The organism is Arcicella aquatica (assembly GCF_034928825.1).
Lineage (GTDB): Bacteria > Bacteroidota > Bacteroidia > Cytophagales > Spirosomataceae > Arcicella > Arcicella aquatica.
Genome location: NZ_JAYFUL010000011.1, coordinates 51,745 through 75,723 on the forward strand (window position 1 = coordinate 51,745; position 23,979 = coordinate 75,723).

The following is a 23,979-nucleotide window of genomic DNA, read 5'->3' on the forward strand; positions in this document are numbered from 1 at the left end:
CTTTATTAATGAAAACAAAGACTCCCTTTAAGTATTATTTCAGAATACCTTTATCAACAGCCTCATGAAGTTGGTTTTCGGTATATTCCCAAATAGTGGTTGAGCCTTTTACCATACCTTTTGTTTTTTCAATGACTGTATCATAACTAACATTAAACTCTGCCCAAGTACCTCCTTTATTTGAAATATTTTGCAAAATAGGTTCCAGTCTGTCCATTGTTTTGGCAAATTTTGCTTCATTACTTTTACCTTCTTCAAACTCTTGCCAGATGCTAATAAACTCTTGTGCTTGGTTCTCAGGCAAGATGCCAAAAATGCGATGTGCGGCAATCAGCTCCTCTTCAGTATTTACATGATTTTTGGTAGTATCATACAAAAAAGTATCTCCTGCATCAATCTCAACAATATCATGAATCAATACCATTTTCAATACCTTTAAAATATCAATAGGAGCATTAGAATGTTCTGCTAAAATCAATACCATCATTGCCAAATGCCAACTATGTTCGGCATCGTTTTCATTTCTATCACTATTAAATAATTTCGTTTTACGTTGAATATATTTCAGCTTATCAATCTCTTTGATGAATTCGATTTGTTTTAATAATTGGTTTAATTGCATATTGATGTTCGTTTTATATTTTCTAATTTTAACTTTATAGGCTACAAAGAAAAAATAGGCTTTGCTTAGTTAAAAGGACAATTGTCTCAAATCCCTAAAAATGATTAGAATTAATAAAGAATTGTTGAATTATGTTAACCACCTATACCAATTGGGTACAGAAGGAAATATTATTGAACAAACTTTTGAACCAACCGAACAAATTATAAAGAGTGGGCAAAATGTATTTTCTGTATATGTAATTAAAAGCGGAATGGCTAAATGTTATTTAACAGAAGATACGGGAAACGATTTTATCCAAGAGTTTTTTGCAGAAGGAGAAATATTTGGAGAAATAGAAGCCATCAGAGAAGATATTAGTTTTTGTACGATTGAAGCTTCCTCACCATTGGTTTTGTACAAAATACCCTTAGCGTATTTTAATGAATTGTTATTGAAAAATAACGTATTTAATCACTTGATATTAAAAGCTTTAGCCAATAAAATAAATTATAAAGCCATCAGGCATTCTTATAATCAATCACATCCTGTTGAGTCTAAATTGTTAAGATTAAAAGCTAATTTTCCTGATTTTAATAAACTTCTACCTAAACAAGAAATCGCTAATTATTTAGGCATCACTGTGAGAAGCCTTAACAGAACACTGAATGATTTGAAAGCTAAAGGATTGATTAGTTGAGGCAGACACAAGATATTAGATTTAAGACGCTAGAAATAAGATGTGCTTGCCTAAAATAGGTTGGGGATACATTAAAGGCTATTAGTTAAAAATGATTTTACTCACGTGCGAGTTTGCCCGACTGTATGCTCTCATGGGGCTTTTGACTCTAAAGTTGTGTAAAGCACATGCATTTATAAATAAACTATCGGCATAATTGAAAACATTTAGTCTTAAAAGGTCTTTAACGATTCTCATTCGTTTTATACCTTTCATGGTATGTTCATTACAAACCCGATTTTGAGAATGTTTAGTATTTTGTTGTTTTTGTTCCAAAGTTAATTCATCATGATATGGTTTTTTATGAGGTAAAATAACTGTTAAATTCTCCGCAGAATATCCTACATATCCTAAATCTAAGAGCATTGTAGTATTTTTAGGATAGCTTAAAGCCTCTTGATCTGCAATAGATTTATCATGCTGTTTACCTTCATAAGTAGGAGAAAGATAACAGATATATTGCTCTTTAGTACAGATTACTGCGTTCTTAACTGTGTGAGCTTTTTTTTCCCAGAGAAGTCTTCTTTTTGAGCCTCATAATCTACCTTTCGAGCAATCGGGCGTTCGGTTACATCTTGGTAAAGTTGACTTATTTTATGTTTTTCTAAATACTGTTGTAATTCTTCATTATTTTGAGCAGGCATTAAGCCCATACTTTTTAAAGTGGCTGATAGTAAGCCGTTTAATGCTTTGAATAAGTTACTTACCTGACCTTGACTAAGTCCAAAAGATGCTGCTTGGAAATTCTGTGTTGGATTATTTTTTAAATAAACCAATAGGAAAAATAGTTTGTGTCCACTCGTAGGTAAACGCTCTTTAGCATTAGCTTTGAAGCGAGGTAATTTCCTGTTTTTACCATCAATGGTATGCCATTTATAATAACTTTCACAAATAGGCTCAAAATAAAGAAGCAAATGTTCAAATTCAGACAAATGAAGGCTTGTTAGTGATAAAAAAAGTTTGTCATTGTGGGATAACTCTAAATAATTCGATAGTCCTGTAAATGTAATGCTTTATTTATCTTTGTCATAAAAAAGGTAAAATGAACTGTAGTCATTGTGGTAGTGTAACAACGAAGAAGAATGGTCATACCCATTATGGGAAACAAAACTATTTATGTCATAGTTGCAACCGTCAATTTGTAGAAGGTGGACAAGATTGGTTTGTATCGGAATCTGATAAAACCCTTATCAACAAATTGCTTTTAGAACGAATCTCCTTATCAGGTATTTGTCGAGTATGCGATGTGAGCGAGCAATGGCTTTTAGCCTATATCAAAAAGTTATATGAAAACTTACCGGATGATTTGAATGCTGACTTGACTTTGCCTGATATTGAAGCTTACTTAGCAGACAGGATGGATGAAGAAATAGGCAGAATAGAGGTTATAAAAAAAATTCGATTGCATTACAGGAATACGTTCAAGTCTCAGAAATTGAGGTAATTACAGAAGAAAATAGCCCTTTTGAAGAGAATTTGGTTGATATTGAGAATAACGATTTGTTAGTAACGGAATTGTATAGCAAAGAGCGATGTGTGAGGGTTGAGTTTTATGGAATACAATTAGATGAGCTATGGTCTTTTGTTGGTAAGAAGAGTAATAAACAGTGGTTGTGGCTTGCTCTTAACCCTATTAATAGGCAAATTATAGCCTTTCACGTAGGAGGGCGTTCAGCAGAAGATGCACAGCTATTTTATGAAAAAATACCAGCTATTTTCAAAGGTAGTACAGGCTTTTTCTCAGACTATTGGCAAGCCTATGTAGAGTCGTTTGGAAAAGAAAACCACTGCGTCGGCAGTCCGATTCGGCGTCGGCAAAGACAGTGGCTTGACTGCTTATCTTGAGCGGTTTAATGGAACATTAAGACAAAGAGCATCCAGATTGGTTAGAAAAGCTTTAAGTTTCTCAAAGTCTCTCGAAAATCATATTGGTGCAATAAAATACTTTATTTGTAATTATAATCTTGAAAGATAAACATTACATTTTTAGGACTACCAAGGAATTAATTCAGTTAATCGAAACGCTGGAAAATAAGAAAGTCCATTTTGTATCGATAAAAGATACGATTGATACTTCGAGTGCTCAAGGGAGATTATTCCTAAATATTTTTGCTTCGTTGGCAGAATTTGAGCGTGATATCATCCGTGAAAGAACCAGAGCAGGCTTGGCCTCAGCCAGAGCGAGGGGACGTACTGGAGGAAGAAAAAAGGGATTAAGTTCTGATGGGCTAGAAAAAGCAGAAACGGCAGTGATGCTGTATCAACAAAAGAAATCAGCGGATGAAATTGCTAGTATTATAGGTGTAGGAAGAGCAACTGTGTATCGGTATTTAGAAGCAATGGGACAGAAAAGAAATTTGTGAATTGCTCTAAAAGAAAAGTCTTTCTGGTATAGTTTTTTAATTCTCTCTTTAAAACAGAATAGCGATGAAAAACACGTATATACAGCTACGGGTTGTAGCGGGAATGGAATGATGTATAGCCATTTAGAATCATATCATCGCATATTAAATCAAGAGATAGCTTTTCCTATATATTATTAGGCTCAATATGTATCAAAATTTGTCCAAGTTGAGGCAAATCTTGTTGCAATGTGTCTTTTAAATGATGTGCAATTTCGTGCCCCTGTTTTACGGTTAAGTTCCCATCTACTGTGGCGTGTAAATCTACATGGTATTTCATACCTGCTTTTCGGATAAAGCATTTTTCAGTATCAACAACGCCATTTACGGTGATGGCAACTATTCTGATTTCGGCTATTAAATCATCATATACATGTTCGTCCATGATTTCACCCAATGCTGGCCTAAATATTAAATAACTATTATATAATATAAATCCTGATGCAAACAATGCTGCCCAGTCGTCGGCTGATTCAAAACCTTTTCCAAAGTACAACGCAATTGAAATGCCTATAAATGCAGAAATAGAAGTTATTGCATCGCTTCTGTGGTGCCAAGCATCTGCTTTTAATGAAGAACTATGGGTTTCTTTGCTCTTTTTAATGACTATTTGATAAGATATTTCCTTCCAAATAATTATTATCCCTAAAACTACTAACGTCCACGCTTTTGGTAATTCATGTGGAGTACCTATATTTTGTATGCTTTCATGAGCAATAATTACGGCAGAGGTTATTAAAAAAACAACGACTAAAAAGGTAATTAATGGTTCTATTCGTCCATGTCCATAAGGGTGATTTTTGTCAGGAGGTCTGTTGGCATATTTAAGTCCAAATAATACTAGAATAGAAGAAAAAATATCTGTGGTAGATTCAATTGCATCTGCTATCAGTGCATATGAGTTTCCAAAAAATCCAGCAAATCCTTTTGCAATAGCCAAGGCTAAATTCCCTATTATACTAAAATAAGTTGTTCTTATCGCCTTCTGTTCGTTTGTCATTCTTTATCAAGGTTTTTAAGGTTACGCATAATATTTATATACCAGTAATTGGACTATGTTATTGTATAACCTTTTCGGAGGTTACTTTATCCTAAAAATATTGATATACTTATTATACTATACCGTTATGACAAATATAGGCAAAAGTGGTCTTGTAAAACATACACAATAGTTTTGACTCAAAAAGATGCACAAAGTGACTATAGAGCTTAAAACAATTTATTGCTGTTTATAGCTCTAATTAAAGAAATCCCTTTTGGTAACTGTTATTAGTTTAGCATTTCTATTTGTGGATATTTATAAGCATTATTAATTGACATATAATGAGGTAGTTATACCACATTATATAAATAACTAATACGTTTGGGGGTGCTTCTTACTCATTATACGATATAAATAATATGTGGTATATGTTTTTTTACTATTTAATCAAAACACTCATGTGCTTGAACGTTAGCATGTCGTGTTATTAAGCAATCTATTCAAACTTAATTTGAGGAAAAAATGAAAAACACACAAAAAAAATCAGATGTGGCTACTGGCCTGAGCGAATTATTTGAAGACAGCTTAAAAGACATTTATTATGCTGAAAAAGCATTAACAAAAGCATTACCTAAAATGGCTAAGAAAGCTACTTCTCAGGAATTGATAGATGCCATCACGGAACATTTGACAGTTACCGAAGGTCAGGTGGATAGACTTGAGAAAGTATTTGAAGTATTAGGGTTAAAAGCGGAAACCAAGAAGTGCGAAGCCATAGAAGGGTTGATTAAGGAAGCAGAGGAAATCATGGAAAGTACGCAAGAAGGCGTAGTGCGTGATGCAGGTATTATTGCTGCAAGCCAAAAAGTGGAACACTACGAAATAGCCACTTATGGAACATTGGTAGCTTTTGCGAACACACTTGGAGAAAAAGAGGCAGCGCATTTGTTGAGCCAAACCTTAGAAGAAGAGAAAGAAGCCGATAGTGCATTATCGAACATTGCAGAAAGTTCAATCAATATTGAAGCTGCAGAAGAGGTATAGGAGAATTGTAACTCAAGTCAGGTAATAATGAGACTCTCTTCGAGCATTGGTATATTATCAATGCTCGAAGAGAGTTCTGTTATAAGTCTCCCAATTAATCTTTTAAAATACTTTAATTGGAAGTTATTGGCTGGTAATAAATGTATTTAAGTGTGTTTTATTCTACTAAAATCTCATCCTTTAGAAAAATGAAAAAATCAACTAATAAAAAACAAGCTGACCTTGACAGTAATAAAGAAGATAGTCAACATCAATTCCTTACTACAAATCAGGGATTAAAGATTAATGACAACCAAAATTCACTGAAAGCGGGAGAACGAGGGCCTTCTTTACTGGAAGATTTTATACTTCGAGAGAAAATTACGCACTTTGACCATGAAAGAATTCCAGAACGTGTTGTTCATGCAAGGGGAGAAGCAGCACATGGGTATTTTCAGGTTTATGAATCTATGGCTCCTTATACTAAAGCTAAGTTTCTACAAGACCCTGCTCAAAAAACGCCAGTATTTGTACGTTTTTCAACCGTTGCTGGTTCGCGTGGCTCAAGCGATTTAGCACGTGATGTCAGAGGATTTGCTGTTAAGTTCTATACTGAAGAAGGAAATTATGATTTGGTAGGTAATAATGTCCCTGTTTTCTTTATTCAAGACGCTATCAAATTTCCTGATTTAATTCACGCCGTTAAGCCAGAGCCTCATAATGAAATTCCGCAAGCAGCCTCTGCCCATGATACTTTCTGGGACTTTATCTCATTATTACCCGAAAGTATGCATATGATTATGTGGGTAATGAGCGACCGTGCCCTTCCTAGAAGTCTACGCATGATTGAAGGCTTTGGTGTGCATACCTTTAAATTTATCAATGAGCAAGGTAAGGCGTTTTTTGTAAAGTTTCACTGGAAACCTTTGTTGGGAGTACATTCGGTAAGTTGGGATGAAGCCCAAAAAATTTCAGGGAAAGACCCTGATTTTCATCGCCGTGATTTATGGGAAGCGATTGAAAGTGGCAATTTTCCTGAATGGGAGTTTGGAGTTCAACTTGTTCCCGAAGAAGATGAACATAAATTCGAGTTTGATTTGCTAGACCCTACTAAACTAATTCCAGAAGAGCTAGTACCGGTAATGAAAATTGGTAAAATGACATTGGATAGAAATCCTGATAACTTTTTTGCTGAAACCGAACAAGTGGCTTTTCACCCAGGACACCTTGTCCCTGGTATTGATTTTACGAATGATCCTCTTTTACAAGGACGTTTGTTTTCATATACCGATACTCAGCTCACTCGCTTAGGAAGTCCAAATTTTCACGAAATCCCTATTAATCGCCCAATTGCTCCAGTGCATAATAATCAGCGAGATGGGCATATGCGACAGACAATTAATCATAGCAAAACAAGCTATGAGCCTAACACCCTAAGTGGTGGATGCCCTTTTCAGGCTAAAATGAGTGAAGGAGGCTTTACTAGCCATAATGAACGCATTGAAGCCCACAAGATTCGTGGTCGTAGTCAAAGCTTTTTTGACCATTTCAGTCAAGCTACACTTTTTTTCAACAGTCAATCTGATTATGAAAAAAATCATATCGTAGATGCCTTGAGCTTTGAATTAGGAAACGTGAAAGCGGAATATATTCGTAAAAGAATGCTCAAAATGCTTTGGTATATAGACAAAGGGTTGGCTGCAAAAGTGGCCTACAATTTAGGAATATCAATTCCTTCTGCCTTAGAAACACCTTTAAATCAGAGTTACCCTGCTGATGCAGATGTGGCTTCTTATCAGCCTGTTATCGTAAAGAGTTCATTAGAGAAATCAGAAGCCCTAAGTATGGCATCCACCGTGAAGAATTCTATTCTCACCCGTAAGATAGCCATCCTAGTAGCAGATGGAGTCAGTGAAAATTCACTCAAAACGATGAAGAGTATTTTGCAAGCTCAAGGGGCTGTAGTAGAAATAATTGCACCCAAATTAGGCGTCGTTATTACAGAAAATGATCAAGAAATAAAAGTAGATAAGAGCTTTCTAACAGCGGCGTCAGTACTATATGATGCGGTATATGTACCTGGAGGTTCCAATAGTGTGGACTATCTAGAAGCTGATGCCGATGCGATTCATTTTCTGAATGAAACCTTTAAGCATTGTAAAGCAATTGCGGCCGATTCAGCTGCCTTGTCAGTATTAAAGGCTACCTATTTTGGAAGCAAAATTCCTGAAAATTATAAGGATGTGTCTGAGATACTGGAAGGTGTATTTATCAACAACTCGATAGAAGCATTAGCTGGTGATTTTATAAATGCTATTGCATTACATCGTTTCTGGCAACGAGAAAAGAAAGATAAAGTACCAGCTTAAATAGCGCTGATTTATAAAACGAATAAAACCTCTACCTATTTTTTATGCTAATTCTACACCTATTATTTATTTTATACCTTTTCAATTATTTTTTAAGAAAAACCAAGCGAAAATTAACCCTAAGTTTATACGTATGTCAACAAAAGTTGAGCAACTTGGTCTATGGTTTGCATTACAATTTCTTCAGGAGACCCCTTAAAGATTTCTTTAATTCCGATAGATTTGTCTTTCGTTACCAGATGAATAAACATCGTACCAACAGGCTTTTGGAGTGTTTCGCTTCCACCACTACTAGTAAGCCCTGTAATCGCTACTTGAACATCAGCATCTATTAAGGATTTTAATCTATGAGCCAACTCTTTGGTTACTTCGGCCGATTCTGGAGTATATTTTTTAATCATTTCGGCAGGCACACCCAAAATAGTTTCTTTAAGACAAGCATCATAGCAAACTAATCCACCTTTCAGTAGTTTCCCCGAATCCTCTACCATCGAGTACTCAGCAGCAGCTCTTCCTGCAGTGGCACTTTCAGCAAAAGCAATCGTTAGTCGATTTGCTACTAAATGTTTGCTACTTTTGGTTACTAGGATAGAAGGCATATAAATGATTTTTAGATGATTATAGTTTTGTACTTAAGCATTGATGATGACTCCACCATTAGGATGAATCACTTGACCAGTAATATAAGAGCTATCTTCAGAGGCTAGAAAAACAAAAGCTGTAGCTACTTCCCAAGGTTGTCCGCCCCGTTGCATAGGCGTATTTTTCCCAAAGTCTTCTTTCTTCTGATCTGGGAATGTAGAAGCTACCAAGGGTGTCCAGATAGGCCCTGGTGCAACAGCATTTACACGTATATTTTTTTGTGCTAAGCTTGCCGATAATGATCTGGTAAAACTTATCAAAGCACCTTTGCTGGAAGAATAGTCAATCAAATGGCCATTCCCTTGATAAGCCACCACAGAAGCAGTGATAATAATACAACCACCTTCTTTGAGGTGTTTTAGCGCCTCTTGAACCATGTGGAAAGTACCGAAGACATTTATTTTAAACGTTTCTTCCCAATCTTTTGATTTTACTTTAGTAAAATCCTCTTGAGGATGCTGTATACCAGCATTATTAACTAATATATCTAATTTGTTAAAACGCTTGATGACAGCTTGAGTCGCCCGTCTAGGAGTAGATGGGTCTAATAAATCCCCACCTATCAAGAAACATTCTCTTCCTTCATCTTCAATAAGTTCTTTGGTGATATTAGCATCTTTGTTCTCTGAAGGATGATAAAGAATAGCAATATTAGCGCCTTCTCTAGCAAAATGAAGGGCAATTGCTCTCCCAATACCACTATCCCCTCCTGTAATAAAGGCTATTTTGTTTGTCAATTTACCCGACCCTCGATAATTATTTCTAATAAATACCATCTCAGAAGTGGTTTTATTATTGATTCCGGGATTATTATCCTTAGTTGTTTTTTGCGCTTTCATATCATATAAGTTTAGTTTTCATAAATCATTTAAAAAATTATACCACGAAGAAATGGTGGTATAATTTTTTACTCTATCAATAAAATAAACACTTAGATTATGAAGAAAAGTAATTCTTTTTGGAGAAACAATGGGCTGTCTTTGGCCTTATTGGGCTGTTAAGCAAGGAGGAGTATGGCAGAAACTTTATCAAAATTCTCTTACACTAGCGTATACTTTATTTATTAGTATCTCTTTTTACTTCCATGCTTATGGGAGTTATGAAGTTTATAGACAACAGCAATTGTTAAGCCATGAAGAGGCAATTTCATTCTCAAAGTATCTTGTCGGAAGTTTATGGTTTGAATCGTTTCAAAATTGGTAGAGCGAATTTCTAGCGGTGTTATCTATTGTATTTTTGAGTATTTATTTGAGTCAAAAAGGTTCACCTGAATCTAAGCCTGTGGACGCACCTTGTGAAAAGACGGGGAAATAGAAACCCAGATAAGAATATTATTTAACAAAGCATGAATTATATACCAAACACAAGGCTTATATTTTTAACCACAAACATGATTACTTATAGACTAGTAAGGTACTCGTTGGCATGATGATGTATTGCATGTTTTTACTTTCATACCATTTATAAATGGCTTTCACTAGTGTACTAAGTCTTGAGTTTTTTAGGAAAACCCCATAATTCCTTGTTCGACCCTCTCTATCAGGAGGAATAAACTTTCTTATATCTCATTCTTTTTCACTGGCTTGGACATAGTTTACAGACATTTTTTTTCGAGTAAGAAATTTCATAATACTTTGATGCTAGCTCTGTAGAAAGCTTTAGTTATGGAAATTGTATTGTCTGAAAAATAAAAACTCTTCAACTAAATCAATAGAATCATCTATAGCAAATAATGGACTAGCTTGAAATAGTTGATGTGGGGAAATGAGTTTAATTGTTTGTATGCACTGTGTTTTTATTCCTCCTACATTTTTCACTGCAATACTTAACGTCGGCCCAATGTTTTTCCCATTTTTTTCGCCACGTAAATGGCAGATTACAAACAGGGCAAGTTTTTTGTGGAAATTCACTTCTTTTCATGTATTTGGCTTTGACTCCTAGATAGAACATACTTTTAATAGAATTGTTTTTGAGTGGTTATTTATAATCCTTTACTTATTTTAGAAATTATCACCACCAGAAGTATTCCTCGTTATTTTTGGGGCGATCATTCACCAATAACATTTTTAGAAAACTTCCATTTAATTCAATTGCAGAAAGCATTTTATTAGCAACAACCATATTATCTGCTTGAAAGTCAGTTGTAAAACGTAAGTTTCGAGACGCTCTGGCGTAAACATATGCAGGCATACTATCCATGATAAACCAATCTTGTAGATGTGTATCCATACAATACAAGAGTTTACTCTGCATTAACTCATTAATTTGTCGCATCGGCAATCCGATGTAAATCCTTGCATTTATGATGATAACGACTCCTTTCCAAAAGTTTTGGGAATAGGTGTTTTATAATTTTCTTGACGTACCCATGTCATGCTTTTTCGGAATCAAAAACCATTTGTCCAACTAAATTTAAGCAAATGACCTCACTATCTGAAAAAAAGGGTTGGGACCCGAACGGGCAACTAAATATTGCAAAGTTGATAAAGCTCATCACTAAATAGAAAGTTAACGTTAAGAAGTTTTCTAAATCAAAATCTTCTGGTGTATCTTTGAATGCTAAGAATCTTGATTCTTGGGTGTATGGGCTTTCTCTTTTGGTCGCAACCTCAGAGATAACCCTTTTTTCTAGTTAACAAATTATTTCAAATAGCACAACGAGGAATAGTATATATTTTACATATTGTTTCAGTTGCTTTAAATACTGCTTTTGGAGAGTAAAGAGCTATTTTGCTAGATGAAAGATATTAGGTTCATGTGAGAGTGATAGCAAAAGATAAAAAATGTATAACTATTATTGTTGATATTATGGTAAAGCACAACTTTTTTGTATTTTTATGTGTCTATATACCTTATTCTTAATAACATACTACCTATGTCACAATACAATACAACTATGGAGTTAAAGATTACTCCCACACTCATGATTGCTTCTTCAAATCTACTTATGGCAGAACTAATCAAAACAATAAATGACGAGATTCCTTTTGAAGTAACCTGTATTATAACAGAAGGTACTCAGTTGTTTGAGAAAATTGTCGAAGTTCATCCCGATTATTTATTGGTAGATTCCGAATTAGAAAACTGTAATGGATTAGGATTTTTTAAAAAATTGGAAAGAATTAAAATTAACGCTAAGGTAATTGTTTATTCATTTTCCAAAAATCCTGCTTACATAAAATGCTTTCTTTCTTCCAAGGCTAATGCTTATATCCAGAATGGATGTAGTTTGTCTGAATTTAAAACATGTTTAAATAATATTTCAGAAGGCAAGAGGGTTATCTTTTCTAATATTAATCAAAATGACGCGATAGCACATCAGCATTCAATACAAGATTCGCCTCTCTATAATCTCAACTTATTAACTGAACGAGAAAAAGTTATTTGGAAACTTCTTGCTCAAGAAATGACAGAAAGGGAAATAGCAGATAAACTTATCATTAGTATAAATACTGTAAAAACACATAAAAACAATATTTCGGAAAAAATAGGAATTAAAAACAAAAAGAGATTAACAAGAGTGGTAAATTCAATAGTGACGTATATTTAATGGCGTTATACTACTTTGGTATTAGAAAATACTTCAAAAAATCATACTTTTGAAGTATTTTTTTTAATATGATAACTAAATACTTTTGTAAAGGATTTTGATGACTGAATGAAATACGATTTGTAATATCAAATTATATTAAGTCTTTTATTAGATATTTTTGTTAACACCATTTAATTTTTACTACCACCTAATAATAATATGAAACAATTCTACATTGGGTCTTTATGCCTTACAATTCTACTTATCTTTAGCTTTCAATCAAAGTCAAGGTATTTATCTAGCACCGTTCCTATTGATGTAATGAGAGATAAAGTAGGGATAGATAATAAGTCAAAGGGAAAGAGTAATAAAAATAAAAAAAGAGAGCTCTCTGTTAAAAATGAAGATAAAAGAGGCTATGCAAATATATTCCTTGCTTCATTGCCCCTAAAAACAATTACACCGAAACCACTAAACACTCAATTAAGTCATCTAGTAGGACCTGATCCTTTTATGTTTACAATAGTTGCTTCTAAAGAAAGCGTAGCGATAGGAGAGGAGTTTGAGCTTACTGTACAGGTAAGTTGGGTTGATTTTGGAATCAATAATGGTGTGCGTTTTTTACCTGAATGGTATAAGTACACGCTTAAAGTAGTAATGGCAGATGGTTTTGTACAAACAGGGGGTAATTATGAAGATTACTGTACAGCACTCGTAAATGCTGAAAATCCAACAGCCACTTTTACAATAAAAGGACATTTTGAATTTGAACCCAAAGAACCAACTTTCAAAGTATTGAGAGGTTTTGAAGGATTTAATGAAAAAAGTGAGTTTATTTGGAAGGGCGAGAAGAGTATAAATGTAGAAGAATCTAAATCTTATTGTAGTATTTTAGAAATAGGAAGTCAGTCTAAAAACTTAAGAACAGACATTAATAATGTATTAACGGAATGTCAAAATTTAGATAAAACTAATGTAAATAATACTTTCACTGGAGCAGGTTGTTATAGTACAACAAAGAATACATTCGGTAGTAATAAATTTGGATTAAGTATCGCTTATGATAACACAATTTGTATAAATAACACTAGCTACGCGGTGTATAAAGCTAATATTAAAAATTTCACGGAAAATGATATACAAGATATAAAGTTATTATTGCATGGAACTCCGCAGGTTTTAAATAATTGCTATAACATTGATTCTGTTAAGCTCCTTCATTATAAATCTGAGACCATTGACGGGGCTAAAATATTAGGTGGCTGTGGTAATACAGAAATACATGTACCAATTACAGAATATCAAAATTTTTCTCGAAAAGATGCAATGGGAAATGTTATATTCCAATTACATGCTCATATCCTTTATAGAACTAGTAATGAAACGTATAATTTAGATTTACCGAGTAGTTTTACAATGCCAACAATAGTGACATATAGTCCTATTGCATCAGCTAACGGTTTAACATTAAGTGTATCGGGTTGTGGTATGAATAGTGACATTAGTTGGTATAATGTTAATGATATAACAGATTCTATAGGTGTAGGAGCTACCTTAAATATTAATCCAACATTAACTACTAACTATAAAGCTAAATGTTTAATCAATAATTGTGAAGCTTATTGGTCAAATGAAGTTACTGTAACTGCCTGTAACCTAGTTCCTCCAACAATAACTACAAGTTCAACAACAATAAATGCTAATGAAAGTATAAATATTTCTGCTACTGGCTGTTCTGGAGGTGTGATAACTTGGAGTAATGGATCAACTGGAAATACATTAAATGCTACCCCCCAGATAACGACTATTTACACAACTAAATGTGTAATAGGGGAATGTGTAAGTAGTTGGTCTAATCAAGTTACGATAACAGTTCGTCAATCTTGTGATGTAACCAAGCCCGTGATAGTTACTAATAGCCTTACTGTATCAGATGCAAACCCAACTGTAACACTTACTGCTACAAATTGTGCCTATACGGTGATATGGTATAATAATGGAGTAGAACAAAAAACAGGATTGACCTATAATGTAGGAGCAGGCTCATATTATGCAAAATGTGTTAATAACTGTGAAAATGGCATTAGAGGAGAAATTAACTCTGATAATATAACTATTGAGTATAAGCCTTTGTGCTCTACGGCAGGTTTTGGTCCACAAATTTCTAATAATTCGTTAAATCAAGTAGGAGATAAAACATTTTGTACAAGTGGCACCGTAAGTTTAAGTGTAAGCGGATGTTATGACAATTCTAAAGCAAAATGGTATGATACCAATGGTAGTTTCTTAGTTGATGGCAGTAATCTGACTCGTACAATCAATTCAAATCAATCATTTGCAGTATCTTGTGAAAATCAGTGTGATGTAAGCCAAAGACTAGGGTGGGAAGCAATCAATTTTACTGTTATTCCTTACGATCAGTGTGTTAATATTAATCCTCAAATCATAAATAGAACTCCTGGAAACGCAACTACTTTTTGTGGGAATGGTCAATTTTCAGTCACAGCTAGTGGTTGTCCAGATGGGAATAGAGTAAAATGGTGGGTTGGTACTGGTAGTGTTGTACAAGGGTCTGATTATTCAGAAAATATAACTAGTACAACGGAAGCTAAATTTCAGTGTATTAGTCCAGTTACAGGATATTTGATAGGACCGCAACGAGCGATAACTTTTACGGTTAATTCATACACTGCTTGTAATTATGCTCCAGCTATTGTCAATAATACTCCTGGTAAAAAGGCTGTTTTTTGTACAAAGGGTTGGGTTGATTTAGCTGTTACCGGATGCCCCAATAATAATTTAGCACATTGGTATACTGACGGAACAGAACTCAATACAGGAATAAGTTCCTTTGTTAAAGGAACTATTACACAGACAACCAAAATCTGGATAAAGTGTATTAACCCTAACGATAATACTGAATTTGGATGGAATGAAATTACCTTTAAAGTTGATAATTCAGGTTGTGACCCTAATAATCCAACTATTATCAATAATACAACCCATGGATATAATAAATTTTGTCAAAAAGGGTGGGTTAGTCTTGAAGTAGATGGTTGTCCAGATAATAATAAAGCAAAATGGTATAAAAACAATACTTTCGTTAAGCAGTCTGCTATTTATAATGAAGTGATTAATCAATCTGCTACTTATAAAGTTACTTGTGAAAATCCTACTTATGAAAGCTCTTACAGTGAAATAGCGTTTGAAGTATTGACTAACGGAGATTGCTACATTCCCTCGGCAGTTAATTTAACTCCGAATGGACAAACTGATTTTTGTGGTTCAGGCACCTTAAAGTTAATGATGACAGGCTGTAATACTAATTATCAACCAGCATATCAAGAGTTTTTAGATGGCAAACCTGGCAAAGATATTAACGGATCATGGGAATCAATTGACGGGATTAATACATATGTCCTCAATTATAACGCCACTGAAAGTGGATACATAAAGATTTTTTGTCGAACAGGTGAAAGTCCCAATGATTATATATGGACAAATCAGCAAATTGTTAAATTTAAGGTAAATCCGATACCTGTTATTTTAGCTACTAACACACCTGCTTGTGTAGGAACACAGTTCTTGTTACGAACGGATGTTCCTGACATTCCAATAAATAATGGGGCAACAAAATTTGAATGGACCAACACTAATAATACTGTGATTGGTAGTCAACAAAATATTGCTGTATTAGCAGCTAATTCAACACCAACAACATATAATGTGAAATTTACTAATAACAAAGGCTGTTCAGCAACAGCAAGTACTGTTGTAACAAATTATGCATTACCAGTAGTTTCTGTTACTAATAGCGCTATTACTCAGTGTGTAGGAACATTACTTAATCTTAGTGCAAGTGCTAATGCCGGAAGTGGGAAAGCTACAATTCAAGTAAAGCTGGCTGAAAACCTGACCTCTATTGATAGAAGTGTTCAGTTAAACATTACTGGTTCTATGAATCCAACGCCAACGTCCATAACTATTACACAGAAAGGCAAAACAAATGCTACTTGTATTAAATGTCAAAACAATGTATTAATAGATGGTCAAATAATAGGTTATAGTAGTATAAATCAACCCAATCAGAAAGCAATAATTAAAATTGAAAATGGATGTGCCAAAGCTTGGTGGTATGAATTAAATGAAATGGTACATCCCGATTGGATACCAGTGTTAAAAAATAAGACGCTCCCCGATTCAATATTAAACAACTGTATCACTTTTAGTGGTTTAAATAATTGTACTAATGATAAAGCATGTGATCAAGGTAGTACTACTGGTGTTAGCAATTTTACTTCAGCAGGGGGCATTACTACCTTTGAAATATCACTTCCCAGTGTTAATGGCACTTGGACAATAACCAGACCATCAGACACGGATAAACATTGGATTTCTTTTGTTAATACCTCAGAAAGTTCAACAACACTAATAGGTGGGGGAGTACTTAATTATAATTGGACAAAAGGAACGAATTTTAAATCTAGTATTCAAAATCCTAATATTGTTAATGTTCAATCAAGTGATGCAGGAACTTATAAGGTTGAAGTAACGGATATTAGAAACTGTGTTGGTTCAGCAACTATAGATGTCGTAGTGAATCCTCTCCCTGATGCCACTGTTTCTGCTGCGACGGCTACTACCTTTTGCCAAGGAGGTAGTGTGGTATTGAGTGCCATTTCAGGAATGACAAATTATCAGTGGAAAAAAGATGGGGTTAATATTGCTGGAGCAAATAGCCAAACATATACTGCCACTACTTCTGGAAGTTATACCGTACAGGTTACTAACAACAATAATTGTTCTAATACTAGCACAGTAACTAATGGGAAAACGGTTGTTGTGAATGAAACACCCACAATTGTTATTACAGGTTCACAAAAAGTATGTGCTGGACAAACAATCACTTTAGTTGCAAAGGGTGCTAATTCGTATTCATGGACCGGCCCTAATGGCTTTATCTCAACAAGTTCAACACCTAGTATTCCAATGGCGACTATTGCCGCTACTGGTATTTATTCTGTAGTAGGGACAAGTATTGCTAATTGTACGAAATTGAGTACTTTTTCAGTCACTGTAATTGGAATACCTGTAATCTCAGTAACAAGTAATAGCCCAATAGAAGGATTGACGACAGGGGATACACTAAATATTTCGTACACTTCTAACCCAGTGATAACGCCTATTTCACATAAATGGACATTTAACACAGATTCTGTTGCATTAGGAACAAACACAACATTGAAGGTAGCCAACGTTTTAGAAGCGCATGGAGGAACTTATACAATAGTAGTAGAGCATGATGCTGAAAAGAAATGTAAAGCTTATGGTTCGCTTTTAGTAAAAATTAAACCTTTTGTTTGTAAACTCACTGCAGTTGCAGAACCAACTTGCTATATAGAAACTAACAAACGTTGGGCGAAACTGAAAGTAACCATCAAAGACAGAACAAAAAGCTGGAAAGGAGCAATAACAGTACAGAGAATAAAAGACATTGATGGAAACATTTTGGCATCTTCAGAACCTGTTTTAATAAATTATCAATGGCAAGGAGTAGCTACAACAACAGAAGAACTGCCGTTAAAAGATAAAATACTTGATGGTATTTATGCTATTACATTAAATGAAAAAAGGAGTGATACTGACATAGGCACTACTGTAGCGTGCAATCCTGAAATAATTTACGTAACAGTTGGGTGTCAACGAAAATGTCAGAAAGATTTACAACCATGTATTACAGGAGATTGCTGTGGCATTCCAACTGCTATTAATTTGAATAATGAAATAAAATTAGAGCAACTGATTGTAGGTGATACCATTAAAGCCAATGATTTTAAAATAATTATCTCGAAAGTTAATCTTGTAAATGCTGGTAATTATACTTGGAATATCGAAGGCATTTCTAAAGTGCCTGTCTTTGATAATGTATTTTTAGGACTAAAGTCTGATGTCCCTGTGGTCTTTAACGAATGTAAAGAATTGGTTAGCGGCACCATCACTACGCTTTATAATCCTGTAAATTGGGATAAACCTATCCAAGCGAAAGCGATTGCCAAAGCTATATATGAATCAGCGAAAGAGGTAATTGATGACATTGCCAATGCTATTGGAATAAAGGTAGATATGGCTCAGGAAGATCTTGCCAATATAGCTCAACAATTAAGAGAACAGGCCAGTAAAGATTTACCTAGTGAATTAGAAAAAAAGGCCATCGAAGCAGCTAGAAAACTAGAAGAAGCCAGAGACGACTATGCTAAAGCAAAAGCCGCAGGTAATTCCACGGCAATGGCAGAGGCTTCTGCTAAATTTGATGAAGCTAGGGCCGAAATAGTTGCTCTAAAAGCGGATACTGATAAATATTTAACGCTTTATCAGAGAATCGTGCAGTTAACCTTAGAGAAGATGTGGGCACAGTATCAATCTGTTCCTGATCCAGTGGCTACTACAATTATTGAAAATGAGGAAGCACAAGCTACTGAAGACTCACAACCTCTTGCACAAATCACTTTTTTAACTGAAACTCAAAAAGAGAATATTGTTAATAGTTTTAAAACCGATGCAGAACTTAATCTTAAATTAACGTTTAAATATTTTATTAAGATACACAAAGAAAACACAGCTGCAATTAAAGATTTGGAGCAAAAAATAAAAGTATATGAAAGAACGATAGATAATAGCACTAACTCAAACCCAAGTTTTACTATTGTTGAACCTGCACTAAAGCTGAGTGATTATATATACCAAGCTATGTGTAAAACTTGCACAGCTTCCCCAGATGCAAATGAACAAGCAATGATAAAAACGACAGAAAGAGCATTGACAAAACGTATCAAAGAAATCTTTAAAACACTAGTTTACACCCAGAATTGATGAAAACTTATTCTAAAACTTTTATATCTACTTTTGCTTTTTTAGTATATTTATTGAGTTTTTCATTAGCATATTCTAATAAATCTCATCAAAAAGCAGTAGTCAATATTGATAGTGTTGGCAACTCAACACATCAAGAAATCATAGATGAATTTGTACGTGTAGCGAACAATGAGTTGACTCAAATAATTGCTCAGAATGCAATTAATGATTTGAACGGAGAATCACAAAAAAATAATTATATTTTTGGTTTTGAGCCTAATAAAGTGTTGCTAAATAACAATTATTTAGCTCAATATAAACAAATATTAGTTGATTCAACCTCTTTAAACAATCATCTTGTAACCCTCAATACAACACTTAAAACACAAGGAAAGCCACTGATTTATATTGGTATTGATGCTTTACTTGGCGATATTTTATCTAAAATTAAAGTTTCAGGTATTCAAGCTACAGCTAAATTAGAACAAATAACGATTCAAAAACAAGATTTTGCCAGTTTTGAAAGTATTTATAATACCTATAAAAGTATTTATGATAAAGTAGGAAATAACCAGCCTTATTTAGATAGTAGTCACCCAAATGGGATGATAATTATTGGCTATGGAGTCTTTAATAAATATACTATTAATGAAGATGTTAATCCAGATAAGCTAACTACAGGAGATATTAAAAATGTAATAACAGGGAAGAAATGGCAGTTTTGTAATTTTAAAGAAAAAATAGGAAGTGTAGTGGGAGCGGGGAGTGATACCTTTAGAGCTTTGGTTTTCCAAAATTTCTCTCAATTTCCTACAAATCCTAACCCAGATGTTGTACAAGAACATTTACAAAATTTTGCAACGCAAGTTTATAATTCCCTAACAGGAGAAAAAATATTTATTCCTAAAGGGCGTTTGCACAAAGATTTTTATGCTCCCGATGGAGAATATCGTCAAAAGTTTGATGCAGATGTAACTGAAGAACAGGTTTTAAAAGTGAATGCACTCATTGAAGAAATGATGGATGACCCACTTTACGCAAATTATATCAAACCAGCCATTACAGCTAAAACTCAAGGGGAAAATAAGATTAAGCAGGCAGATTTGATTAGTATGGAAAAGGCTCTTAAAGATTTAAAAGAAGCTCAGAAAGAGGTTTGGGGTTCTTCAAGCGTAAATTTCTTAAAAAAACTGTTTGATTATTTTGAAAAATGTAGAAATACAAATGTGTCTTGTGTCAGTGGAAGTGTGAATGGATATATTCCCCAATGCTTTTGGGATGTACAAAACCCACAAGGATTTGCTAATGAATGGGCTTTTATTTGTGGTGTGGGCGATGCTGCTATTGAAAGTGCTGCTGGAGCTGTTGAAGGTGTAAAGCAAGCATATAAATTTGGTGAGTTTCTTTTATGTTGGCAACCTAGTTTTCCATCTTTTTGGTTTGATGATGAATGTGCTCAAAAGAGGGTAGAGACAATAAAAAACTTTAAGATTTTATGGGAAGTTGTTTCCGACCCTGAAGCAATAAAGACAACACTTGTCACTGTAGTGGATGCTGTTAAACAAGAGGTAATCAATTGGGGTATTGATATGTCATCTAATACTACTTGTTCATATTATAAAGCTGGAAAATTAGTTTTTGATATTGGTTCAATGTTTTTAGGTATTGGAGCATTAAAAAATGTGTCAATGATAACTAAGGTAAGTCAAAAATTTAGCTTAAAGGGTTTTTTAGGAGATTTTGCAACTAATAGTAAAACGATATTCCAAAAATTTATTCCTAATAATGGTCTAAAAATGGCTCAAGAAGGTGAAGAGTTATTGCTAAAAACGGGAGATGGAGTTGAGGATAGGCTTCTTAAACTTACAACAGAATTCAAACGAGGGGGAGGCTATTCTCCCTATTCAGGTGATGGGGGAGGAATTAGAATTAGTCCACCTTCTGGTCAAAAAACAAATGCTACCCTCAAGACATCTAAAAGAGTTCTTCAAGATGCTTCTGAGGCTTCAGCATTTCAGAATTCTTTTCGCAGTACAGGAAGCGCAACAGAATTAGGTAACATACAAAATCTGGTTCTGAGATACGAGAAGGAAGGGTCTATCATTGAAGAAGTAATACCTGCTGAAAAATTAAGAACAAAAGTTTTTACTGTAGCTCAAAAACAGTATGTAGGCGTTGCAGTTGCTGGAGCTACAGAACAATTAGATGAACTCGTTACCGTATATGACGCTGTCCAAACAGGTATTAAGATTGCATTGGGTGTAGGAACCGTTGTTAAAACACTCAGCAAAGACAAAGACAAAGATAACCCAAACTGTATCGTTTGTGAAAATATCACAGACCCTGTAACTAAAGAAATATATAAAAAAATATGTAATGAAATTTATAATAAAATACCTGCCGAAACAAACATCAAGTATGTAACCGCACTAAATGCAATTTGTTCTTCGAAAGGAAATTTAAAACTAATTGAATTAAATAGTTTGGGACTACATTTAAAAGATGACTATAGTTTAGAAACAAAAAAAGCTTTTTTAAATGACTGCATCATTGATAACTGTGGTAATGCAACAGGTTGTTCACCTATAAAAAATCATTTAGGTACTATTACTGCTGACCATGTTAAGAATGGTTGGAATGTTATCAAAAATATACCTGAAACTAATAATAACTACGAAACACCTAAAGACAGACAGGACTACAATATGCTTGTCGTATTGGATGAAATAATAAAGGATAAAGCAAAAACAGATTTTTTACGAAAAATTAAAACTACTCCACGTTATTTTTTTGATGAGTTTTTTACTTATCACTTAAAAGCAAGTAATAATTATACTAGTATTGGAACAAATCAATCGGTATATCAACGAAATATAGAACTGTATAACTTTAATAACTTCTTAGACAAATATATACAAAAACCAAGATCAGAGGAGTATATTAAAGAAATGGTTACATCGGGGTATAAATTTAAAGGAGGCTCTTGGGGGCTAGGTTTATTAAATATGCCTTCTCCACCTGCTCCTTTTATCAATGGGGGAAGACAAAATATAGTTGAATTTGAAGCGACTATCCAAGAAGAAAATGACCAAGTAGAGGATAAAGATGACCATAGACTTGATATTAGAATAAATAACAGTGGGAACAAAAATATAGAACTAAAAAACTGGGCTACTTTTAAGTATATTAGCTTTTATGAAATTAAGGAAGGAGTATTCACCACCAAAGAAAGTGGCTTTAAAACACAACTTTTCTCCTATTTTAAAAATGCCAGCACAATGAATGATTTTGTATATATCTTTAAATTTAGAAATGGAGGTATTACCTTAAATGGAGCTAAAAATAAATTCCAAACCCTTTTCCAAACTATAGTTAAAGATAAAAATGGAAATGATGTAAATGCTTTGTGGTATTGGTTAAAAGATAATTCTAATGAAAAAACTATTGGAAATATAGCCTTGCTAAAAAGCTTATTTTTAGATGCTGGCCAAGATTATGATAAAAGCCCACTTTTTACTAACGATGATTCTCGCAAAAATTTCTTCATTAATAATATTGTAAATGTAGCAAATAGTCGTTTATATAGTTTCATTAAAATTCAAAGTGATTTATGATACTCAACAAAATATTACAAAAAGAAGAATTAAGAATATTTCAATATAATAAAAGGAATGTATTCTTTTTTGAAAAACAGAATGGGAATCTTTGGACAAGATTAGATACTATAACATTGCAACCTGTATGGACAAAGGATTTGACAGGATTAAACTTGAATGAAAGTGATTTTTATGATGAGTATATACTAGATGGAAAAGGGGTGTTACTCGATTTAAAAACGAATGAACTATTTTTATTAAGTAATCAAATTCCTCATTTTAGGTGGATTGTTTCTCCTAAAGATGGATATGGGGTATTTTCAACTTTAGAAGATAATATATTAAAATCTGGAGTTTATAGTTTACAAAGTAAAACCATATTATGGATAAATGAGCTTGTAATTAATGGGTTAGGTTTTGGTGTTCATGATAAAAATAACATTTCATTTTTATTAGTAAGTAAAGATATTAAAGGAAATAACAAACGTATAATTGCTATTTACTTTCTAACAGGTGAAGCCCTTTGGCAGCACAGTTTTAATGAATTAGGGATTGCCGATTTGGATAAATTTATTGGGGATATTGATAACATATTGGTATGTGCTTGTGGAAAAACAATCTTAGGACTTGATAAAAATACAGGACAGGAATTATGGCGAGTAAATCATTATATAGAATTAGGATACTCCATACTTAACAATATAACGGGCTGTGTTTATTTGTTTTATGGCTGGAGTGGTCCAGAAAACAACTTTAGTGAAAGTAATAATATCACACTCTTAGAAATTGAGGCTCAGACAGGCAAAGTATTATATGATAATAGCATTTTTAAACACCCCAACTATATAGAACAGAACGGACTGAGGAAGTATGAAGGCACTGGAGATTATCCTCGCTTTTATAATGCGTTACAATGGAAAGACAAAATCTATTTCATAATCAATTCATGGCATAGTTCAATGGTTAGAATTATGGAGTTTGATACAATCAATAAACGTATTTCACATTTAAGTGAACAATCCTACGAAGCAAATATTAATAGTAACTGGTTTATAGCCGAAGGAAAGCTATTTATACAATCCAGAATATCGCAACAAATCGAAAGTGAAGAAAACCCAGATTCATCATATTGGAGCAAGATATACAGTAAATCACAGTTTGATGGAGAACAAATGAATTACCAGCACTTTGCCATTAGCAAAGAATCCTATTTGACAATTTTTGATTTAGAAGATAATTAA

Annotated in this window: 18 protein-coding genes and 2 pseudogenes; 12 read left to right on the plus strand and 8 right to left on the minus strand. The window is 33.7% G+C overall.

The genetic code is table 11. The features are described from left to right. Positions 1 to 34 precede the first annotated feature (34 nt). Positions 35 to 622, minus strand: coding sequence for an HD domain-containing protein (locus VB264_RS08985; RefSeq protein ID WP_323248629.1), 588 nt, complete (start codon positions 620 to 622; stop codon positions 35 to 37). A 100-nt stretch (positions 623 to 722) separates the two neighbouring features. Between VB264_RS08985 and VB264_RS08990 the strand changes: the two genes are divergently transcribed. Continuing rightward, positions 723 to 1,301 (plus strand): Crp/Fnr family transcriptional regulator, encoded by a 579-nt coding sequence (locus tag VB264_RS08990; protein ID WP_323248631.1) that lies wholly within the window; start codon positions 723 to 725, stop codon positions 1,299 to 1,301. 81 nt (positions 1,302 to 1,382) lie between these two features. On the opposite strand, the gene VB264_RS08995 is transcribed toward VB264_RS08990, so the two are convergent. Together VB264_RS08995 and VB264_RS09000 are read right to left on the minus strand one after the other, a co-directional pair. Further along, positions 1,383 to 1,817, minus strand: coding sequence for a transposase family protein (locus VB264_RS08995; RefSeq protein WP_323248782.1), 435 nt, complete (start codon positions 1,815 to 1,817; stop codon positions 1,383 to 1,385). Further along, the gene (locus VB264_RS09000) at positions 1,817 to 2,272 is read right to left on the minus strand and encodes a transposase family protein (RefSeq protein ID WP_323248633.1); all 456 of its coding nucleotides are present in this window, start codon (positions 2,270 to 2,272) and stop codon (positions 1,817 to 1,819) included. Before VB264_RS09000 ends, VB264_RS08995 begins: the two co-directional genes overlap by 1 nt. 110 nt (positions 2,273 to 2,382) lie before the next feature. On the opposite strand from VB264_RS09000, the gene VB264_RS09005 reads away from it, so the two are divergent. From VB264_RS09005 to VB264_RS09015, 4 genes and pseudogenes are all read left to right on the plus strand, one after another. Then, a complete protein-coding gene (locus VB264_RS09005) occupies positions 2,383 to 2,784 on the plus strand; it encodes an IS1/IS1595 family N-terminal zinc-binding domain-containing protein (protein WP_323248634.1) in 402 nt (133 codons plus the stop codon). Between the two features lie 92 nt (positions 2,785 to 2,876). Continuing rightward, the gene (locus tag VB264_RS09010; protein WP_456151981.1) at positions 2,877 to 3,185 is read left to right on the plus strand and encodes an IS1 family transposase; all 309 of its coding nucleotides are present in this window, start codon (positions 2,877 to 2,879) and stop codon (positions 3,183 to 3,185) included. Next, positions 3,151 to 3,315, plus strand: a pseudogene (locus VB264_RS25170) (IS1 family transposase); the annotation flags it as partial. The gene VB264_RS09010 and the pseudogene VB264_RS25170, both read left to right, overlap by 35 nt. Next, entirely contained in the window at positions 3,305 to 3,703 is a 399-nt protein-coding gene (locus VB264_RS09015) for a recombinase family protein (RefSeq protein ID WP_323248637.1), read from the plus strand. The pseudogene VB264_RS25170 and the gene VB264_RS09015, both read left to right, overlap by 11 nt. 166 nt (positions 3,704 to 3,869) lie before the next feature. Here the strand turns inward: VB264_RS09015 and VB264_RS09020 are convergent, their stop codons facing one another. After that, a complete protein-coding gene (locus tag VB264_RS09020) occupies positions 3,870 to 4,742 on the minus strand; it encodes a cation diffusion facilitator family transporter (RefSeq protein ID WP_323248639.1) in 873 nt (290 codons plus the stop codon). Between the two features lie 504 nt (positions 4,743 to 5,246). Here VB264_RS09020 and VB264_RS09025 point away from each other — a divergent pair. Continuing rightward, positions 5,247 to 5,768: a YciE/YciF ferroxidase family protein gene (locus tag VB264_RS09025; protein WP_323248641.1), complete on the plus strand. Its 522-nt coding sequence runs from the start codon at positions 5,247 to 5,249 to the stop codon at positions 5,766 to 5,768. Positions 5,769 to 5,956: 188 nt separating this feature from the next. Further along, positions 5,957 to 8,116, plus strand: coding sequence for a catalase (locus tag VB264_RS09030; RefSeq protein ID WP_323248643.1), 2,160 nt, complete (start codon positions 5,957 to 5,959; stop codon positions 8,114 to 8,116). A 125-nt stretch (positions 8,117 to 8,241) separates the two neighbouring features. On the opposite strand, the gene VB264_RS09035 is transcribed toward VB264_RS09030, so the two are convergent. Then, the gene (locus VB264_RS09035) at positions 8,242 to 8,715 is read right to left on the minus strand and encodes a CinA family protein (RefSeq protein WP_323248645.1); all 474 of its coding nucleotides are present in this window, start codon (positions 8,713 to 8,715) and stop codon (positions 8,242 to 8,244) included. A 33-nt stretch (positions 8,716 to 8,748) separates the two neighbouring features. Continuing rightward, positions 8,749 to 9,597 carry an SDR family oxidoreductase gene (locus VB264_RS09040; protein WP_323248647.1) on the minus strand — a complete coding sequence of 283 codons (849 nt, stop codon included), beginning with the start codon at positions 9,595 to 9,597 and terminating at the stop codon, positions 8,749 to 8,751. A 130-nt stretch (positions 9,598 to 9,727) separates the two neighbouring features. On the opposite strand from VB264_RS09040, the pseudogene VB264_RS09045 reads away from it, so the two are divergent. Beyond that, positions 9,728 to 10,072, plus strand: a pseudogene (locus tag VB264_RS09045) (DUF6766 family protein). Between the two features lie 456 nt (positions 10,073 to 10,528). Here the strand turns inward: VB264_RS09045 and VB264_RS09050 are convergent. Together VB264_RS09050 and VB264_RS09055 are read right to left on the minus strand one after the other, a co-directional pair. Continuing rightward, entirely contained in the window at positions 10,529 to 10,708 is a 180-nt protein-coding gene (locus tag VB264_RS09050; RefSeq protein ID WP_323248649.1) for a DUF2256 domain-containing protein, read from the minus strand. Between the two features lie 60 nt (positions 10,709 to 10,768). Next, positions 10,769 to 10,987, minus strand: coding sequence for a hypothetical protein (locus VB264_RS09055; protein WP_323248651.1), 219 nt, complete (start codon positions 10,985 to 10,987; stop codon positions 10,769 to 10,771). A 667-nt stretch (positions 10,988 to 11,654) separates the two neighbouring features. On the opposite strand from VB264_RS09055, the gene VB264_RS09060 reads away from it, so the two are divergent. The 4 genes from VB264_RS09060 to VB264_RS09075 all read left to right on the plus strand — a co-directional run bounded on the left by VB264_RS09060 (position 11,655) and on the right by VB264_RS09075 (position 23,979). Continuing rightward, on the plus strand, positions 11,655 to 12,308 hold the full coding sequence (locus tag VB264_RS09060) for a response regulator transcription factor (protein ID WP_323248653.1): 654 nt from the start codon (positions 11,655 to 11,657) through the stop codon (positions 12,306 to 12,308). 201 nt (positions 12,309 to 12,509) lie between these two features. Next, positions 12,510 to 19,160 (plus strand): hypothetical protein, encoded by a 6,651-nt coding sequence (locus VB264_RS09065; RefSeq protein ID WP_323248655.1) that lies wholly within the window; start codon positions 12,510 to 12,512, stop codon positions 19,158 to 19,160. Then, complete coding sequence (locus VB264_RS09070) at positions 19,160 to 22,756, plus strand: hypothetical protein (protein WP_323248657.1); 3,597 nt, start codon at positions 19,160 to 19,162, stop codon at positions 22,754 to 22,756. Before VB264_RS09065 ends, VB264_RS09070 begins: the two co-directional genes overlap by 1 nt. After that, the gene (locus tag VB264_RS09075) at positions 22,753 to 23,979 is read left to right on the plus strand and encodes a hypothetical protein (protein ID WP_323248659.1); all 1,227 of its coding nucleotides are present in this window, start codon (positions 22,753 to 22,755) and stop codon (positions 23,977 to 23,979) included. The genes VB264_RS09070 and VB264_RS09075 overlap by 4 nt, the downstream gene beginning before the upstream one ends.

What these genes read in the sequence shown, in the direction of transcription:
- VB264_RS09060 (WP_323248653.1), top strand. Translation starts at nt 11,655, where the DNA reads ATGGAGTTAAAGATTACTCCCACACTCATGATTGCTTCTTCAAATCTA.
- VB264_RS09040 (WP_323248647.1), bottom strand. Translation starts at nt 9,597, where the DNA reads ATGAAAGCGCAAAAAACAACTAAGGATAATAATCCCGGAATCAATAAT.
- VB264_RS09005 (WP_323248634.1), top strand. Translation starts at nt 2,383, where the DNA reads ATGAACTGTAGTCATTGTGGTAGTGTAACAACGAAGAAGAATGGTCAT.
- VB264_RS09035 (WP_323248645.1), bottom strand. Translation starts at nt 8,715, where the DNA reads ATGCCTTCTATCCTAGTAACCAAAAGTAGCAAACATTTAGTAGCAAAT.
- VB264_RS09030 (WP_323248643.1), top strand. Translation starts at nt 5,957, where the DNA reads ATGAAAAAATCAACTAATAAAAAACAAGCTGACCTTGACAGTAATAAA.
- VB264_RS09020 (WP_323248639.1), bottom strand. Translation starts at nt 4,742, where the DNA reads ATGACAAACGAACAGAAGGCGATAAGAACAACTTATTTTAGTATAATA.
- VB264_RS08990 (WP_323248631.1), top strand. Translation starts at nt 723, where the DNA reads ATGATTAGAATTAATAAAGAATTGTTGAATTATGTTAACCACCTATAC.
- VB264_RS09065 (WP_323248655.1), top strand. Translation starts at nt 12,510, where the DNA reads ATGAAACAATTCTACATTGGGTCTTTATGCCTTACAATTCTACTTATC.
- VB264_RS09055 (WP_323248651.1), bottom strand. Translation starts at nt 10,987, where the DNA reads ATGGATACACATCTACAAGATTGGTTTATCATGGATAGTATGCCTGCA.
- VB264_RS08985 (WP_323248629.1), bottom strand. Translation starts at nt 622, where the DNA reads ATGCAATTAAACCAATTATTAAAACAAATCGAATTCATCAAAGAGATT.
- VB264_RS09050 (WP_323248649.1), bottom strand. Translation starts at nt 10,708, where the DNA reads ATGTTCTATCTAGGAGTCAAAGCCAAATACATGAAAAGAAGTGAATTT.
- VB264_RS09075 (WP_323248659.1), top strand. Translation starts at nt 22,753, where the DNA reads ATGATACTCAACAAAATATTACAAAAAGAAGAATTAAGAATATTTCAA.
- VB264_RS09025 (WP_323248641.1), top strand. Translation starts at nt 5,247, where the DNA reads ATGAAAAACACACAAAAAAAATCAGATGTGGCTACTGGCCTGAGCGAA.
- VB264_RS09070 (WP_323248657.1), top strand. Translation starts at nt 19,160, where the DNA reads ATGAAAACTTATTCTAAAACTTTTATATCTACTTTTGCTTTTTTAGTA.